The organism is Pseudodesulfovibrio alkaliphilus, from assembly GCF_009729555.1.
In the GTDB taxonomy this organism is placed as follows: domain Bacteria; phylum Desulfobacterota; class Desulfovibrionia; order Desulfovibrionales; family Desulfovibrionaceae; genus Pseudodesulfovibrio; species Pseudodesulfovibrio alkaliphilus.
In genome coordinates, this window is record NZ_WODC01000008.1 from 63,821 (window position 1) to 80,351 (window position 16,531).

21 protein-coding genes are annotated in these 16,531 nt (G+C 61.5%); 17 read left to right on the forward strand and 4 right to left on the reverse strand.

Translation table 11 applies throughout. The annotated features are described in order from the left end of the window. The first annotated feature begins 2 nt into the window (after nucleotides 1–2). From rsmD to GKC30_RS12025, 6 genes are all read left to right on the forward strand, one after another. The gene (gene rsmD, locus GKC30_RS12000; protein ID WP_367614119.1) at nucleotides 3–563 is read left to right on the forward strand and encodes a 16S rRNA (guanine(966)-N(2))-methyltransferase RsmD; all 561 of its coding nucleotides are present in this window, start codon (nucleotides 3–5) and stop codon (nucleotides 561–563) included. Then, nucleotides 551–1,069 carry a pantetheine-phosphate adenylyltransferase gene (coaD, locus tag GKC30_RS12005; RefSeq protein WP_155934991.1) on the forward strand — a complete coding sequence of 173 codons (519 nt, stop codon included), beginning with the start codon at nucleotides 551–553 and terminating at the stop codon, nucleotides 1,067–1,069. The genes rsmD and coaD overlap by 13 nt, the downstream gene beginning before the upstream one ends. Before the next feature lie 7 nt (nucleotides 1,070–1,076). Further along, on the forward strand, nucleotides 1,077–2,030 hold the full coding sequence (gene miaA, locus GKC30_RS12010) for a tRNA (adenosine(37)-N6)-dimethylallyltransferase MiaA (RefSeq protein ID WP_367614120.1): 954 nt from the start codon (nucleotides 1,077–1,079) through the stop codon (nucleotides 2,028–2,030). A gap of 315 nt (nucleotides 2,031–2,345) precedes the next feature. Then, nucleotides 2,346–4,184, forward strand: a complete 1,839-nt coding sequence (locus tag GKC30_RS12015; protein WP_196772868.1) for a heavy metal translocating P-type ATPase — start codon at nucleotides 2,346–2,348, stop codon at nucleotides 4,182–4,184. A gap of 140 nt (nucleotides 4,185–4,324) precedes the next feature. After that, nucleotides 4,325–5,257 (forward strand): TP0624 family protein, encoded by a 933-nt coding sequence (locus GKC30_RS12020; protein ID WP_196772869.1) that lies wholly within the window; start codon nucleotides 4,325–4,327, stop codon nucleotides 5,255–5,257. A 2-nt stretch (nucleotides 5,258–5,259) separates the two neighbouring features. Then, a complete protein-coding gene (locus GKC30_RS12025; RefSeq protein ID WP_155934997.1) occupies nucleotides 5,260–6,159 on the forward strand; it encodes a hypothetical protein in 900 nt (299 codons plus the stop codon). Nucleotides 6,160–6,326: 167 nt separating this feature from the next. Here GKC30_RS12025 and tatA read toward each other — a convergent pair whose 3' ends face one another. After that, nucleotides 6,327–6,527, reverse strand: a complete 201-nt coding sequence (tatA, locus tag GKC30_RS12030; protein WP_155934999.1) for a twin-arginine translocase TatA/TatE family subunit — start codon at nucleotides 6,525–6,527, stop codon at nucleotides 6,327–6,329. A 223-nt stretch (nucleotides 6,528–6,750) separates the two neighbouring features. On the opposite strand from tatA, the gene GKC30_RS12035 reads away from it, so the two are divergent. The 11 genes from GKC30_RS12035 (at nucleotide 6,751) to GKC30_RS12085 (ending at nucleotide 14,177) form a co-directional block, all read left to right on the forward strand. Further along, on the forward strand, nucleotides 6,751–7,149 hold the full coding sequence (locus GKC30_RS12035) for a hypothetical protein (protein ID WP_155935001.1): 399 nt from the start codon (nucleotides 6,751–6,753) through the stop codon (nucleotides 7,147–7,149). A gap of 71 nt (nucleotides 7,150–7,220) precedes the next feature. Beyond that, on the forward strand, nucleotides 7,221–7,964 hold the full coding sequence (locus tag GKC30_RS12040) for a hypothetical protein (protein ID WP_367614121.1): 744 nt from the start codon (nucleotides 7,221–7,223) through the stop codon (nucleotides 7,962–7,964). A 35-nt stretch (nucleotides 7,965–7,999) separates the two neighbouring features. Further along, a complete protein-coding gene (locus GKC30_RS12045; protein WP_231117152.1) occupies nucleotides 8,000–8,659 on the forward strand; it encodes an HAD family hydrolase in 660 nt (219 codons plus the stop codon). Between the two features lie 89 nt (nucleotides 8,660–8,748). Next, the gene (locus tag GKC30_RS12050; RefSeq protein ID WP_155935008.1) at nucleotides 8,749–9,057 is read left to right on the forward strand and encodes a YggT family protein; all 309 of its coding nucleotides are present in this window, start codon (nucleotides 8,749–8,751) and stop codon (nucleotides 9,055–9,057) included. 24 nt (nucleotides 9,058–9,081) lie between these two features. Then, entirely contained in the window at nucleotides 9,082–9,585 is a 504-nt protein-coding gene (locus tag GKC30_RS12055; RefSeq protein ID WP_367614122.1) for a DivIVA domain-containing protein, read from the forward strand. A 59-nt stretch (nucleotides 9,586–9,644) separates the two neighbouring features. Then, nucleotides 9,645–9,908: a DUF167 domain-containing protein gene (locus tag GKC30_RS12060; protein ID WP_367614133.1), complete on the forward strand. Its 264-nt coding sequence runs from the start codon at nucleotides 9,645–9,647 to the stop codon at nucleotides 9,906–9,908. Between the two features lie 22 nt (nucleotides 9,909–9,930). Continuing rightward, complete coding sequence (locus GKC30_RS12065) at nucleotides 9,931–10,161, forward strand: DUF465 domain-containing protein (RefSeq protein ID WP_155935010.1); 231 nt, start codon at nucleotides 9,931–9,933, stop codon at nucleotides 10,159–10,161. Between the two features lies 1 nt (nucleotide 10,162). Further along, nucleotides 10,163–11,854, forward strand: coding sequence for a biosynthetic-type acetolactate synthase large subunit (ilvB, locus tag GKC30_RS12070; protein ID WP_155935012.1), 1,692 nt, complete (start codon nucleotides 10,163–10,165; stop codon nucleotides 11,852–11,854). A 10-nt stretch (nucleotides 11,855–11,864) separates the two neighbouring features. Continuing rightward, complete coding sequence (ilvN, locus tag GKC30_RS12075; protein WP_155935014.1) at nucleotides 11,865–12,356, forward strand: acetolactate synthase small subunit; 492 nt, start codon at nucleotides 11,865–11,867, stop codon at nucleotides 12,354–12,356. A 70-nt stretch (nucleotides 12,357–12,426) separates the two neighbouring features. Continuing rightward, entirely contained in the window at nucleotides 12,427–13,458 is a 1,032-nt protein-coding gene (gene ilvC / locus GKC30_RS12080; RefSeq protein ID WP_367614134.1) for a ketol-acid reductoisomerase, read from the forward strand. Between the two features lie 146 nt (nucleotides 13,459–13,604). After that, a complete protein-coding gene (locus tag GKC30_RS12085; RefSeq protein ID WP_155935018.1) occupies nucleotides 13,605–14,177 on the forward strand; it encodes a DUF2179 domain-containing protein in 573 nt (190 codons plus the stop codon). A gap of 81 nt (nucleotides 14,178–14,258) precedes the next feature. Here the strand turns inward: GKC30_RS12085 and GKC30_RS12090 are convergent, their stop codons facing one another. Genes GKC30_RS12090 through thiL form a run of 3 tightly spaced genes read right to left on the reverse strand, consistent with a single transcriptional unit; the run spans nucleotide 14,259 to nucleotide 16,511 of the window. Next, complete coding sequence (locus tag GKC30_RS12090; RefSeq protein WP_155935019.1) at nucleotides 14,259–15,122, reverse strand: alpha/beta fold hydrolase; 864 nt, start codon at nucleotides 15,120–15,122, stop codon at nucleotides 14,259–14,261. A gap of 1 nt (nucleotide 15,123) precedes the next feature. Beyond that, a complete protein-coding gene (gene tsaA, locus GKC30_RS12095; protein ID WP_155935021.1) occupies nucleotides 15,124–15,531 on the reverse strand; it encodes a tRNA (N6-threonylcarbamoyladenosine(37)-N6)-methyltransferase TrmO in 408 nt (135 codons plus the stop codon). Between the two features lie 14 nt (nucleotides 15,532–15,545). After that, on the reverse strand, nucleotides 15,546–16,511 hold the full coding sequence (gene thiL, locus GKC30_RS12100; RefSeq protein ID WP_155935023.1) for a thiamine-phosphate kinase: 966 nt from the start codon (nucleotides 16,509–16,511) through the stop codon (nucleotides 15,546–15,548). Nucleotides 16,512–16,531 lie beyond the last annotated feature (20 nt).

Here is a 16,531-nt window from a genome sequence, read left to right on the forward strand (position 1 = left end):
CGGTGCGGGTGGTCGGAGGTCGCTTCAAGGGGCGGTCCATCAGGACTTGTGAAGGACCGGGATACCGGCCCGCCACCATGAAGGTGCGCGAGTCCGTTTTCTCCATGCTCGCGGCCCGTGGGGTGGATTTTTCCACGGCCCGGGTGGTGGACATGTTCGCGGGCAGCGGGAGCCTGGGCATCGAATGCCTGAGCCGCGGAGCGCCCCTGGTCTGGTTCATCGAGAAAAGTCCACGGGCCGCCGCCCTCATCCGTTCCAATCTTGCCGATTTCGGGGTGGATAAATCTCGGGCAAGGGTGGTCTCAAGGGATGTTTTCATGGTATTGTCAAGTCCGCCCCAGGCGCCATTTGACCTGGTTTTCATCGATCCGCCCTATGGCCGGGATCTGCTCGTTCCGACTCTGGACATGGCGTTGGCCTCTGGCTGGATTGCGCCCGGCGGATTCCTCCTGGTCGAGGTGGAAGCGTCCGTGTCCGCGCCGGCCACTGGTCCGGTGGCCGGGCTTGAACTCGTAACCGACCGCGAATACGGTCAGACCAGGATCATTTTATGGCGGAACTGAATCCGAAACTGGCAGTTTATCCCGGAACCTTCGACCCCCTGACCATGGGCCACGTCAGCCTTATTCGGCGCGGGCGCAAGGTTTTTGACGACGTTATCCTGGCCATTGCCGGGAGTACGCCCAAGAAGACGCTTTTTACCCTGGAAGAGCGGGTGGCTCTGGCCAAGGAGGTCTTTCGCGACGATCCGCACATCCTCATCGAGCCCTTCGACTCCCTGCTCATCGACTATGTGGAGGCCAAGGGCGCGGGCGTGATCATGCGCGGTCTGCGAGCCGTGTCCGACTTCGAATACGAGTTCCAGATGGCGCTGATGAACCGCAAGCTCAATCGCGACATCGAAACCGTGTTCATGATGACTGATTTCCGCTGGATGTACCTGAGTTCAACCATCGTCAAGGAAGTGGCCCAGTACGGTGGCGATGTCTGCGGCCTGGTGCCCGGTCCGGTGGTCAAGGCCCTTAACGTCAAGCTCGGACTCGGGTACGGCTGCGGGGAAGGAGCGTGAATCCGCCGTGACCGCGTCGTCTTGCGGCGCCGTCCAGGCCCCGCCCCTCGTCTGTCTGCTCGGCCCCACAGGAACGGGCAAAACCGCCGCTGCCATCGCCGTGGCCAAGCGCATGGCCGCCAGCGTCATCAATTTTGATTCGCGACAGGTTTACGCTGATTTTCCAATTATCACGGCCCAGCCGGACGAGGCAGAGCGGGCGGCCTGTCCACATCTGCTCTATGGTTTTTTGTCCGCGGACGAGCGGATGACCGCAGCCCGGTTCGTGGAACTGGCCATGGAGGCCATTACCTGTGTCCAGGCTCAGGGGCGGCTGCCCATCCTGGTGGGTGGGACGGGACTGTACCTCCGCTCGCTGCTTTCTGGCATTGCGCCCATCCCGGAGATACCGGACGACATCCGCCGGAGTGTGCTGGAGCGGGTGCACATAGAGGGGCCCCAACGCCTCCATGCCGAGTTGGAGAAGACAGACCCTGACTACGCGGCCAGGATTCATCCCAACGACACCCAGCGCAACGCCCGGGCCGCCGAGGTGCTGCTGGCCACGGGCCGGAGCATGACATGGTGGCACACCCAAAGCGACCACGCTCCCGCACCCTTTGACACCCTCAAGGTGGGGCTGCGTCTGCCCCTGGCCGAGCTTGAGCCGCGCCTGACAGGGCGCATCGACGCCATGCTCGCAGCCGGGGCCGTGGACGAGGCCAGCCGTGTCCTTGTCAGACATCCAGACCCGGAAGCGCCGGGCTGGACAGGCATCGGCTGTGCCGAACTGCTCGACCACCTTCGCGGCAAATCCACTCTTGAGCAGGCTCGGGCCTTGTGGATCAAAAACACTCGGGCCTACGCCAAGCGTCAATTGACCTGGTTTGCCAAGGAGCCCGGCATCCGTTGGTTCGCTCCGGGCGAGAACCAGGCCGTGGCCGACTGCGTGGCCGACTGGCTCGCCGTCCGCCAGGGGTAGCATCCGACGCCGCGTGGGGCGATCCAGATGGTCTCTTTGTCACAGGACAAACGCACCTCAATATAGCTTGCGGCCAATCCGCTTTCCCCCCATCCCGAGGGAGCTGGCGGGGAGATCGATACCCATGCCCTGACTCTCTCCTTCTCCTGCATTGCATCCGGCACGGTCAAGCCATGGCGAAAAAGGTCGGCCGTGACGGGCTTCGTGATGCTCGCTCCCAAGAGTTGTTGTCATCTTCAAGAATCTTGACAATCAAACTATCTCGATGCTACGTCGGCGGAATTGGTTTGATGTTCAAACAAAATGGAGTTGTCAATGATAGGACGTCACTCTGGTCTGCATGTGTACAGAGAGTTATTTCGTTCAAGGGATTTTCTGAAGCTTCTTGTGGGGGCGGGGATCATTCCTGTCGCCCTGTTGATTGATGCCACCTCGCTATCCGGGCTGCCAGCCATGTCGCTGGGAAGCATCCTGTTGATCGTATCCATCGCCATCAACGGCCTGCCCATCGTCATGGAGGCGGGAAGGGGGCTCATGGCCAGAAAAGTCAACGTGGACGAGCTGGTCAGCATTGCCATCATCGCCTGCTTGGTCACGGGCAATTACCTGGAGGGGGCCCTTGTCAGCGCCATCATGGTCTTTGGCTCACTCATCGAAGAGGCGGTCAGCGACAGCGCGAGGAATTCCATACGCGCCCTCATGGAGGTCACGCCCGAAACCGCCCTGCGCGAAGTGGACGGCAGAGAGGTTGTCACAAGTGTCAGGGATGTGAAAAAGGGCGATGTCCTTGTCATCAGGGCCGGGGATACCATTCCTGTCGATGGAGTCGTCCTTGAGGGGAAAACCTCGGTGAACGAAGCTTCCATAACAGGCGAATCCATTCCGGTGATCAAGGCGTCAGACGATGCGGTATATGCGGGAACGGCCTGCGTTGACGGCTTCATCAGGATTCGGGCTGACCGGGTCGGTGAAGACTCCACCATCGGGCGGATAGTCCAAATGGTGGAAGCCGCCGAAAGACAAAAGACCGAGAGCGCCAAGATCGTGGACAAGTACGCCGCATGGTTTACCCCCGCCATTCTGCTTATTGCCGTCCTCACCTATGTCGCCACCCGTGACGTGACCCGTTCCATCACCGTGCTCATCGTCGGCTGCCCCTGCTCATTCCTGCTGGCCAGTCCGGTGTCCACGGTGGCCGCCATCGGACGTGCGGCCAAATCAGGAATATTGGTCAAAGGCGGAAAATATCTTGAAAATCTGGCAACGGCTACCGGATTCTTCTTTGACAAGACCGGGACCATTACCAAAGGAGAGCCTGAAGTGGTGGCAATCCGGCCTGTCCTGGGCCGTAGCGAGGACGAGGTGCTCTGTCTGGCTGCCGCAGTGGAAACCGGGAGTTTGCATCCCCTTGGCGTTGCTATTGTGGACCGGGCCAGGGCCATGGGCAACGTCGTTGTCCCCGCAAGGGAGGTTTGCACCGAAGTGGGGCGCGGCATTTGCGGCCAGGTCCAGGGGGCCAGAGTGGAGATCGTCGCCAGCGAGACGGCCGAAGAGAGCGGGGCCACCACCGTCGATGTCCTGGTGGACGGCGCATTGGCCGGTACCATAAGCCTGCGGGACAATCCCAGGGAGACTGCGGCGGAAACCATGCGCGAACTTCGCGCCGTGGGCGTCAGGGATCTGGTAATCCTTTCTGGCGACAAGCCCTTGCCCGTGGGCAACATTGCCGAACGGGTGGGGATCAGTCAGTTTCATGCCGCCCAGAAACCGGACCAGAAGCTCGAAAGGATCAAATCCTACGATCAGGGCAAGACCGTGTACATAGGCGACGGCATCAACGACGCCCCGGCCCTGAAGGCGGCGTCCACAGGCATCGCCATGGGCCTTCGAGGTTCGGATGTGGCTTTGGAAACGGCAGATATCGTCCTGCTGGGCGACAGGCTCGATCAACTGCCCTTCCTGGTGCGTCTTGCCCGCAGGATGTCCGGGATCATCAAAATCGGCATCCTGCTCAGTTTCGCCATCAACTTTCTTGCCATCGTGGCTGGTTCAGCCGGGTTGCTCACGCCTATCCTCGGGGCGCTGACCCACAACCTTGGGGCGATTATCGTGGTGTCCCTGGCCGCGTCCATCCGGTTCGCCAGAGAGAGATAGGCGGCACGGAGGCGCTTGGCTGCCCGGAGTGGTGCCCGGCAAGCGGCTTGCGCAAATGCGGCAGGCGCGATACATGCGTGACTGCGTTCGCGTGGGCCGTTTCTGGCCCGTGCACCATGACTCAAGGAAGCTTGGAACCTATGTATTCATTGCGACTGGTGTTGATGGCGGCGATGGTCCTGGTGTTTTCCGTCCGGGTGTTCGCCTTTGAGGGGCTGGTTCAGCCTATGGGCGAGGGCGGTGCCATTGCCTGGGGCAGCGGCGAGGTCGAGGTTGTCCGAGCTCTCGAGCAGGATGGGGACGGCGGCGAGCCGACGCCCCTCGCGGTTCGCATGGCAGTGGGACAGGCGCGTAAGCGGCTGCTCGACATCATTTTGGCCGTGCGCGTGGATGCCAGGGGCACGGTGAGCTCCTATCTCGCCGATGACGAGGACGCTGCGGCCCGTTTACGCAGTCTTGTTCAGAATTCTCCGCTCAAGCGTCCGGCGATGTTCGACGACGCGGGCGAGGTGCGCGTCTTCGAACGCCTCCGCGGCCCCCTGGCCGAGCTTGTTTTGCCCACCAGCATCCAATTTCAGAGCGGCATACCGCCTCGGATGCCTTCCTCCATGGAGGGCAATATGGCCTTTGAGAGCGAGGGGATGCCCGAGGAGGCCGGGATCGGCGTCAGCGGTTTTACAGGTATCATTGTTGACGCCAGGGGGCTGCGGGTGACGCCGGCCATGGCTCCGGTCATCTATGGCCAGGACGGTTTGGGGGCCTATGGTCCCTTCCTGGTCAGCCGGGCCAGCGCCATCGCCAGCGGGGTGGCCGTGTACGCCGTCACCGATGACCGGGCTGTCCTGCGCGAGCGGGTGGGCGAGAACCCTTTGACGGTCCGTGCCTTGAGCACATTCGGTTCGTGGCGCACCGATCTGGTTGTATCGTCCCCCATGGCAGCGCTCATCCGGGCCATGATGCGCGTGGGCGATGCCGTGGATCAGTGCCGGGTGGTCATCGTCATCGATCCGTTCATCAGTGATCCCGGCGCGGCCCCGGTGCCGGACGCCCCCTTGCCGCAGACAGAGGAGTAATCATGCGTATTGTTCGGAATATCATCCTGACCGGCCTGTGGCTGTGTCTGCTTGCCAGTGCCGCTCAGGCGGTCTCGGTGCGGGTCTTCAAGGCCGGAGAGGCCGGGGTTTCTCCCATGCAACTGCGCGAGCGGGCCATGGCTGAGGGTTTTGCCCAGGCCGTGCTGGACGAGTCCCGTGCCCTGATTCCGGCCGAACTGGACGAGGCTCGTGCGGAACTGTTGCGGTTGTATATGATCGATCACGCCAAGCCCTATGTGCAGGGGTACAAGATTCTCTCGTCCGAGGCCATGGACGCCGGGTTGATTCTCAGCCTCGATGTGATCATTGACAGGACGGCCCTGCGAGGCGGTCTCAGAAACATGGGCTTTTTCACCGCCATGGCGGCCCCGCAGCCGGTGAACCTGGTCGTATCCGGGGATCTGACCCAGGAGGAGGGCAGCGCCTTGGTGGATCTCATGGCTCTGACCGGCCTTCGTCGCGAAACGGCTGGGGCGCCGGTCTTCACTCTGGAGAAGGGCGGAGGGGGAATGTTCATGGCCCATCTCGATGCCGCCAGCGGCCATTGGACCGCCCGGGGCGAGGATCTGGCCCCTGTCTGGTTCGAGCTGTGGGGCCGGTTTTTCACCAGCCCCGAGGCAACGGCCCTGCGGACCGACATGCGCGAACTTTCAGTGGCCGGGTGGTTTTCGCCCGATGCCGCCCTGGAGTTCGACAGGGTGCTGCGCGGATGGGATTCCGCGGTGCAGGAAGTGCAGCTGGTGGAGCTGGACATGCAGCCCTCCGGCGTGGGAGCGAGCTGGCACCTGCGCCTGGTCAACGGCGAGCGCTTCGCCATGCTCCTTGGCGGCTATCTGCCGCAACGGGGCTTAAGCCATCGGCTGACCGAGGTTGGACCGTAGCATCCTTTTTGCGCAACGGTTGTCTCTGGCCGCCGGGTTGTCCGCCGTGGCGAGGGTTCAGAGGGGGCTGCGTATTGACTCGGGGAGATTGGCGGCCGCAAAAAAGCGTCCGGTCACCGAAGCGGCCGGACGCGAAAGATGCGTTGTGATGCCCGCGGATGTCCGGGCTAGTCGTCTTTCTTTTCTTCCTTTTTCTCTTCCGATTTCGGGGTGACGTCGATCTCGTCGGGCTCGTTGGTGGCCTTCTTGAAGTTGCTGATGGCCTTGCCGATGCCGCCGCCGATTTCAGGCAGCTTTTTGGCGCCAAAGATGACCAGCACGATGACGAGGATAATCAACAGTTCCCATACTCCGAATCCGCCGATCATAAGAAAGCCTCCAAGGGTGGTATTGATGCGTCAAGCCGTGAATTGTCAGAGACTATACACCCGCCTTGTGGTCAGGTCAAGAAGATGGAGCTTTTCCCACGGTATCGTCATGGAGCGAAAAACCCTGTTGCGCCTTTACAATCCGGCTTCCGGGCCTTACACCTTCCAGACGACGCAGGGCGGTCCTTCCGGCGTTTGATCGGGCCGCCGCCCAGGGAGACCCATGGCCGACATCCTGTCCTTGCCCGGCGACGTGTGCCGTCACCACATGCGCGGCCGCTGCCTGTATGAGGAACACCTCAATCCGGGGTACTGCGCCGCATGGCGATGTATGGCCATCGCCCGCTGGGAGTCGGCATTTGACGATTTCCTGGTCCGGGCAGAGCGGTTCGATCTCGGCCAGGAGCAGGCCGCGTCCCTGTGGGAGCGTCGGTTTAGCCGCATGATCCGGTCTTTTGATTGTGAGCGCTATGAGCCGGACAGCGGGGAGGAAATGCCCGCCTGCGTGCATCTGTGCGACGGATTGTGCTGCCAGGCGCTTCCCCCGTGCGAAGGGCGGTGTCGTCACTTTCGGCTGCCGCAGATCATTCCGTCCGATCTGCCTTCCGATGAATCCGGTTGATGAAAGCAAGGAGCCCATTGATGCTGTTGTCTTTTCCCCATATGCACCCAGTCCTTTTTCCGGCGGAGCGTGTGCCGGGACTGCTGTTTTTTGATCCGGGCATGACCGAAATCCCCTTGCAAGACGGCTTCAGGCCCGAGGATATGCCCCTGGACCACCGGACCGCCGCCGCCCTGATTCGAGACTGCATCCATTTCGGCGAACAGTTCAAGGACCCTGGCGAGATGGCCTATTTCGGGGCCATGACCCCGGACGATTTCTACGAAGGTTCGCCAAGCTCCATCCAGGCACAAATCATGAGCCGTTTTGCCGAGAGCGAGGGGGGGAGGCAGGGGCGGGGCGAAGCCATGGCCCGCGCCCAGTTTATCATGCTTCTTGCGTGGTTCTTTGAGGAGAAAGCCCTGGAACTCCAGGGGTTGGAGGAGGGCGTCAAAGCGTCGTGGAGGTCCATGGATGCCACTCTGGGGCTTGACGACGAGGACCGGATCGACGAACGGGTGCTTGCCTTGGGCAATGCCCACAGCCACACTGGCGGGGTCAGCGATGGTCAGGTCCCGGACTTGCCATGGAGGCGCATGATCGAGGCTTTGCCGACGCTGCTGCCGGAAGAAGTTACGCTGCTCTGCGTTGAGCCTGCCATCATTTCGGCCTGGGAGGATGCGGGCATAGTCTTTGATTTGGCCGATCCCGAGTCAGGGTTGCCCCAAGGGGCGCGGAAGGCCACGCAGCCCGCCTGGCGTTTCGCCGGACATCGCAAGCCACCCAGGTCCATGCCGGACACGGCGCGTCAGCTGACTGTCGCTGTCATCGGCTAATCACGGGAGAGTGTATGGCCTTTGCCAACCAACTCATGAATCCCCGACTGCTGCGGGGACTCAAGTGCATTGTCTTCGACTGCGACGGGGTGCTCATCGATTCCTATGAGGCAAACATGCGTTACTACGGCATGATCAAGGAATGCCTCGGTCTGCCGCCCTTGACTGATTCGGAGAAGTATTACGTCCACACCCGCACCCACAAGGACTCGGTCCGATATATCGCGCCCGGCGAGCTGAATTCCAGGGCGTGGGAGGTCATCCGGGATTTCGACGCCACCACGTTGCTTCCGTATCTGCGGCGCTCCGAAGGCGTCCGGGAGTTCCTGTGGTGGCTGCGCGGCGCGGGGTTCAGGCTGGCCGTGAACACCAGCCGTACCGACAGCATGGACTACATCCTTAAGCACATGGACCTTGAGGGATTCTTCTTCCCGGTCATCACTTCGGGCAAAGTGACCACGCCCAAACCGCATCCCGAGGGGGTGCACCGGATCATGGCCGCGCACCGGCTCTCGCCCGACGAGGTGGCCTTCATCGGCGACTCGGTGGTGGACGAGCGGACAGCCCGGGCCGCGGGGGTCCGCTTCTGGGCCTATGGCGATCCCGGTCTGACCGCCCAGGTCCATATCCGCAGCTTCTGGGAGATCAAGGCCGCCATGCAGCGCTGCTACAAAGGGCCGGGCCTGTCGCATTAGGACTTGATTCTTGCACCCTGGTGTGCGAAATTATCATCATTGACATCACTGGCGGTAATGAAAATTTATCCCGTCTTTCTGGAGGCTTCATGGACTTGATTGTCCGCGCTATCGCAACCGTTCTCGGCATCGTTCTCAACGCCTATTTCTGGATCGTCATCATCTCCGCCCTGCTTTCCTGGGTGAATCCCGATCCCTACAATCCCATCGTGCGCTTTCTGCGCGGCGTCACCGAGCCGGTTTTCTACAAGGTCCGACGCTGGATACCCTTTGCCGTGGTGGGCGGGTTTGATCTGTCTCCCATCGTCGTTCTCCTGGCCATCAAGGTGTGCGAGATTGTCGTGGTCGGCAACCTGATGCGCCTCGCCTTTTCCATGGGCGCAGGGCCGATGATGTAACCCCTTGAATCAAGGAGGTTTGTCGTGACCATTTCCAAGGTCGATTTGCTCAACAAGCAGTTCTCGCGCAGTCTGATCGGGTATTCGCGTCTGGAGGTGGACCAGTTTCTGCTGGAATTGGCCGACGTTATCGGCGAATCGGCCGAGGCGCACAAGGCGCAACGCAGGAAGATCAAGCAGCTTGAGCTGGCGCTCAAAGAGTATCGGCAGCGGGACGAAACCCTGCGCGATACCCTCATGAGCACGCAGAAGATGGTGGACGACCTCAAGGTGGCCGCCACCAGGGAGGCGCAGCTTATGCTCGACGAAGCCAGAGCAAAGGCCGACGCCACGGTCCAGCGCGGGCACAACCGGCTGGCCCAGATTCATGAGGAGATCGAAGACCTGAAACGCAGGCGAACCCAGTTCGAGGTTCAGCTCAAGGGGTTGCTCAAGTCGCATCTGGAGATGATCGAAATGAGCGATCCCGACAGGGACAAGGTGGAAGAGCTTGAGTCCAAGCTCACATACTTGAAGAAAGTCGAATAAGGCGGGATTGTCATATTTCCCTACCAGAGTTTGTCAGCAGGTGCGGCGGAGGATGGCGCATCGCCGTATGGGTGCAGCCCGGGGCCAGCAGGAGCGAGGTCGTCGGGGTCTACCAGCAGTGCGTCAGGATTCGGCTGTGCGCCCCTGCAGTGGATAACAAGGCCAATAAGGCCCTCGTGGCCTTTGTGGCCGATGCGTTGAAGGTGAAGAAGGGTCAGGTGAGCATTGAGTCGGGCCGGAGCGCCCGCAGGAAGACCCTGGCCCTGGATGCGGCGGCGGCGCCAGACTGGATCGGGCTCTCTCCGGCCGGTTGCCCGCGTTAACCCGTTAATAAAGGAGCGGTACATGGAAGCCAAGGATCTTGAACTCATCGAGATGTACGGGGCCGAGGATCCCGAGCTGATGGCGCTTTGGGAGCAGCATGTCGTGTATGAGAAAATGCTCGACAAGATGGAGGCAAAGTCGTTTCTCTCTCCCACCGAGGCCCAGGAAGTGAAGGAGCTCAAGAAGAAGAAGCTGGCTGGCAAGACTAAAATGCAGTCGCTTCTGGACAAATATCGGACCCTGGAGGCGTAGCATGAAATTGACCGGGGCCCAGATGCTGCTCAAGTGTCTGGAAATGGAAGGCGTCGAGGTCATGTTCGGTTTCCCTGGCGGGGCCGTCATCGACATCTATGACGAAATCCCCAATTCCACTGTGGAACACATCCTGGTCCGGCACGAGCAGGGCGCCATCCACGCGGCTGACGGCTATGCCCGGGCCACGGGCAGGGTGGGGGTCTGTCTGGTCACTTCCGGCCCCGGAGCCACCAATACTGTCACCGGCATCGCCACGGCCTACATGGATTCCATCCCGGTGGTCATCTTCACAGGACAGGTGCCACGCGCCCTCATCGGCAACGACGCCTTCCAGGAAGTGGACATTGTGGGCATCACCCGGTCGTGTACCAAGCACAACTATCTTGTTCAGGACATCGAGGACCTGGCCGTGACGATCAAGCAGGCGTTCTATCTTGCTCGCTCCGGTCGCCCCGGCCCGGTCCTCGTGGACCTGCCCAAGGATGTCATGCAGCAGGTGGCCGAGTTCCGCTATCCCGAGTCCGTACAGATGCGCAGCTACAATCCGACCTGTAAGCCGCATGTGGGGCAGGTTCGCAAGGTTATGAAACTGCTCAGGAAAGCGAAAAAACCGCTCATCTATTCCGGTGGCGGGGTGATCACCTCGGGCAGCCACGCGGACCTGACCTGGCTGGCCCGCAACCTCTGCATCCCGGTCACTTCGACTCTCATGGGGCTTGGGGCTTTCCCAGGCGACGATCCGCTCTTTCTTGGCATGCTCGGCATGCACGGCACCTTTGCGGCCAACATGGCTGTCAACAATTGCGATCTTTTGCTGGCCGTGGGCGCTCGCTTCGACGACCGCGTCACCGGCAAGGTGGATACCTTTGCCCCCAATGCGACCATCGTGCATATTGATGTGGACCCCACCTCTATCCAGAAGAACGTCTCAGTCCATGTCCCCCTCGTGGCGGACTGCAAGGCGGCTCTGGCCGCGCTCCGGGCCGAGTCTGAGGCATCGCTGGACGACATCGACTGGTGCGCCGATCACCGTGAATGGGTCGGACAGGTCCAGGACTGGGGCAGGGAACACCCCCTGACCTACAAGGACGACGATGCGGTCATCAAGCCGCAGTTCGTGGTGGAGAAGATCTACGAGATCACCAAGGGGGATGCCATCATCGCCACCGAGGTGGGGCAGAACCAGATGTGGGCCGCCCAGTTTTACAAGTACACCCGGCCCAACACCCTGCTCACCTCTGGCGGGCTGGGGACCATGGGCTATGGTTTTCCTGCGGCCATGGGAGCGCAGCGCGCCTTCCCCGGCAAACTGGTCATCGACATCGCCGGGGACGGCTCCATCCAGATGTGCATCCAGGAGATGATGACCGTGGTGTGCAACAGGCTGCCCGTCAAGATCGTCATCCTCAACAACGGCTATCTTGGTATGGTCCGCCAGTGGCAGGAGCTTTTCTACCGCAAGAACTATTGTGAGACCTGCCTTGACGCGCAGCCCGATTTCGTCAAGCTGGCCGAGGCCTATGGAGCGGCCGGGTTCCGCGTCACCGAGAAGAAGGACGTGGAATCAACCCTGCGCGAAGCCTTTGCCCTGGACAAGCCGGTCATCGTGGATATCCGCGTTGCCAGGGAAGAGAACGTCTATCCCATGGTCCCGGCCGGCGCCTCTCTCACCGAGATGCTGCTCGTTTAGGAGACAGACGATGAATAAACACACGCTTTCCGTGATGGTCGAAAACGAGCCGGGCGTCCTCTCCCGCGTCTCCGGGCTTTTCAGTGGCCGGGGATTCAATATCTATTCGCTCAACGTCGCGCCCACATTGGAGAAGGGCGTTTCGCTCATGACTATCGTGGCCGAGGGCGATGACCAGATCATCGAGCAGATCGTCAAGCAGTTGCGAAAGCTGGTGCCCACCATCAAGGTCAAGGATCTCACCGAGGTCAAGTCCGTGGAGCGGGAGATGGTGCTGATCAAGGTCAATGCCGAGGACTCCAAGCGGGCCGAGATCCTGCGCATTGTTGACATCTTCCGGTGCAAGGTTGTAGATGTCAGCACCGACGAGCTGACCATTGAGGTTACGGGAGATCAGGGCAAGATCGGCGCATTGATCAACCTGCTCGGCCGGTTCGGCATCAAGGAGATTGCTCGCACGGGCAACGTCGCCATGCAGCGTTCCATGCAGATGGACCTATGATCCACGTCCATGCGCTTGCCGGGCAGGAAGTTTCTGCCCAGCGTTTTCGCGCTTTTATATAACATCAGAAATTGCGGCCCGTCGTGGCGAAAAATATGAGGAGATGGTTTTCATGAAAGTGTATTACGAGAAAGATGCCGACTTGAGCCTGCTCAAGGACAAGACCGTGGCCATCGTCGGCTACGGTAGCCAGGGACATGCCCACGCCCAGAACCTGCGCGATTCCGGCATCAACGTCATTGTGGCCCAGCGCCCGGGCGGCCCTAACTATGATCTGGCAAAAGAGCACGGCTTTGCGCCCATGTCCGTGGCCGAAGCGGCCAAGGCTGCGGACATGATCATGATCCTTCTGCCTGACCAGTATCAGGCAGATGTCTTTGCCGCCGACATCCTGCCCCACCTCAGGGAGGGCAACGTCATTGCCTTCGGTCATGGTTTCAATGTGCATTTTCAGCAGATCGTACCGCCCAAGGGCGTGGACTGCGTGATGATCGCCCCCAAGGGGCCGGGCCATCTCGTGCGCCGCACCTATACCGAGGGCGGAGCCGTTCCCTGTCTGGTGGCCGTGGCCAATGACGCCTCAGGCAAGGCCCTGGACATCGCCCTGGCCTATGCCAAGGGCATCGGCGGCACCCGCTCCGGCGTCATCGAGACCACCTTCAAGGAAGAGACCGAGACAGACCTCTTCGGTGAGCAGGCTGTGCTCTGCGGTGGCCTGACCGAATTGTGCAAGGCCGGGTTCGACACCCTGGTGGAGGCCGGATACCAGCCGGAAGTCGCCTATTTCGAGTGCCTGCACGAGCTTAAGCTGATCATCGACTTGATGTACGAGGGCGGCATGGCCAAGATGCGCTACTCCATTTCCGACACTGCCGAATTCGGCGACTACGTCACCGGCCCGCGTATCATCACCGAGGAGACCCGCGCCGAGATGCGCCGCGTGCTCAAGGACATCCAGACCGGCAAGTTCGCCCGTGACTTTATCCTCGACAACAAGGCCGGGCAGGTGGGGCTCAAGACCATGCGCCGCATCGGTGCCGAGTCCCAGATCGAGGAAGTGGGTGGCCGTCTGCGCGAGATGATGAGTTGGCTGAAGAAATAATCGGCAGCCAATGGGCTGCCGCATCATAGCGGATGCTCTGGGCGACCCTGTTTCGGGGTCGCCCGTTTTTTTTGTCCGATTCCGCTTGACGAGCGAAAGGGGTAGCCTTAGAAGTCGCTCTCCATAATTTCCGCGAGGGATAATTAATGCTCGAAAATGTCCTGCTCCTTGGAGCGCTTGTCTTTTTGGCCGAGGTTGCCGTTTTGACTCTGGGCACGGTCCGAACCATGGTCACTGTGCTTGGCGAGTCCAGGGCCGCCTTTTGCCTTGGCTGCCTGGAGATGACCCTGTGGGTGTTTGGCACCTCGGCCGTGATGCTCAAGGTGGGTGATGAGCCCGTTCTTGGACTGTGTTACGCTCTGGGTTTTGCGTGCGGTAATGTGGTGGGCATCTGGGCCGAGAAAAAGTTGGCTCTTGGCAACGTGGTGGTGCGCATCATCAGTGCCTGGCGCGGTGCGGAGATTGCCCAGGCCCTCCGGGCCGCCGGCTTCGGTATCACCACCGTGGCGGGCGAGGGTTCGGCCGGACCTGTGACCGTGCAGTTCGTGGTCTGCAAGCGTAAGGATATGAAACTGGTGTTGTCTGCCGCCCGTGCTGCGGACCCGGAGTTCTTCTATACCTTCGAGGTCGCGGCCGGGGCCAGCGATGTCTACAGTCCGTCGGGCAGCCGGGTGTCCCGGGTACTTGGCCCCCTCAGGCGGCTTGTGCCTCAGTGGTAGTCGCTGAGTTGTGATGACCTCATCGGGACGCCTGATCCGCTTGTGCGGGTTGGGCGTCTTGTTATTGGACGGCCCAGGGACTTAAGTCAGGGCACTCAGAAAGCGGCGTATCTCGGCGTTGAAGGTATCCGGCTCCTCATAAAAGGGGAGGTGACCGCTGCGCTCCAAGACCGCCAGGTGTGCCCCGGGAATGGACCCGGCCACAAACCGGCCCGCAGACGGGCCAAAGCACATGTGGCGCGAGCGGCCGTACACGGCCAGTGCGGGAAGCGTCAGAGAAGGCAGCAGCGGGACATAGTCGCGGGCGGCGTAATCTTCGTAGACGGCCGCAGCGGTTTGATCGTCCGTCAACAGGTGTTCAGCGCACATCCAGCGCAGGGCGTGGGCCGGGGCCTGCCCTGAAATGAACATTTCGTTGACGAAACGGGAGCCGAAGGCGGCGCGGTCCTGGCGCATGGCTTCCATCTCCGTCTGCACCGCCTCTGGGCCGAGGCCGCGAAAACGGTGGGTGTTCCACGAGGCGTCGGCCATTGGATAGGGGCTGCTCTCCACCAGGGCGATGCCAGAGAGCCTGTCGCTGCCGAATTGCTGCCAGTATTCGAGGGCCACTGAGCCGCCCATTGACCAGCCCACCAGCGTCGCCCCCTTGATATCCAGGGCTCGGATCACCTCGCGCAGATCGCGGGCGTAGCGGGGTATGGTGTGGCCGCGTATCGGGGTTTCCGAGCGGCCGTGGCCGCGCAGATCCAGGGTGACTATCTGGTAGGAGTCGGCCAGACCATGCTGTCTGCGCCAGAAGCGCGAACTCATGGTCCAGCCATGGACGAAGATCACTGGCCGCCCCTGGCCGCGCACCTCCACCCAGAGCCGGGCGGAATCGGTTGCCGTCACCCACCCGGCGACGTGGTTCTCGTCCCGGGTCTCGACGGCCTCGAACATGTCCATGCTATTTCGATCCCTTGAGCATGGGCTTGATGTCGATGACCGGAGTGTTGTCGATGGCCTCAAGGGGTTCGACGATCAGGGTCGCAGGCGCTTCGATGGATATCAGTGTGACCCGGTGCAGGCCGATGGGGTTGGGCCGGTTGGGTGAGCGGGTGGTGAATACGCCGCGCATGGGCTTGTCGGTGGCTCCCCTGGGATGGACCATGAGCGGGGTGCGGTCCGAGAGGTGGAACCATGTGAAGAGTTCGAGTTGAGCACCCGGCTCCATGGAATCGAGTCCCTGGGCATAGGCCGGGTCCAGTTCGATGCGGGCGCGCACCGCGCCCTTTTCATGCTCCATCTTGGGTGCGGACTCACGGTCCTTGATGGATGATCTGATGTGTCCAATGGCGATCAACTGCATGTCCATGGCTGCTCCTTGGGTCAGGGATGAGATTGCGGATTCTCAAAATGATCGAAACCTGGGGTCGAAAACGGCGTACCGTTGATTCTGATGCCCTGTGCCTCCGTGACCCGGCCGATCTCGGTAAATCCGGGTACAGAGGCCGCCTTGGGGAATTCCTCCTCGCTCACGCAGCCGAGCAGGGCGTAGTCTTCGCCGCCGAGCACGGTCAGTTCCACCGGGTCCAGGCCCATGGCCAGGGCGTAGGCCACCACGTTGCCGTTGAGCATTTCTCCACGCAGGGTCAGGTCGGCACCGAGGTTCGGTCCCAGGAAGCGGGGCAGGTCGCGGGCCAGCCCATCGGACACGTCCATGAGCCCCTTGACTCCTGCCGCGTTGAGCAGGGTGCCGATCATCACCTTGGGCTTGGGCCGCAGATGGGCCAGGGCGGCGGTCGGGAATTCTTCTCTTGCCTGGCGGCCCAGGGCTTCCAGGGTCAGCAGTCCGACTCGGGCAAGCCCCAGCTCACCCACGGTGAAGAGGATGTCGCCGGGTGCGCAGTTGCCTCGCGTCAGGAACCGGCCCTTGCTGCCGCCCACCCCGAAGATGGAGATGCTCACGCCCAGTCGGTCGGCCCGGCTCAGGTCTCCCCCGGCCAGGGCCATATCTGTATGCCGGGCCAGCGTGGCCATGCCCTGGAAGAAACCGTTCCAGAACTCCTCGTCAAGCCCCGGGGGAACCATCAGGTCCATGGTGAAGGCGAAGGGCCGCGCACCCATGGCCGCAATGTCGCTGATATTCACGGCCAGGGCCTTGTGGCCGATGTCTTCTGCTGTGAAATAGTCCCGCCGGAAATGGACATCCTCCAGAAAGAGGTCGGAGGAGACGCAGATGTCGCGGCCCCCGGCCAGCACGGCGCAATCATCGCCGCGGCCCAGGCGCAGGAGTTCGTGACCAAAGGTGAAGTGGGTGTCGATGAGGTCGAGAAAGTCTTGTTCGCTTTTCATGGGGCCAGTCTATGTGGATG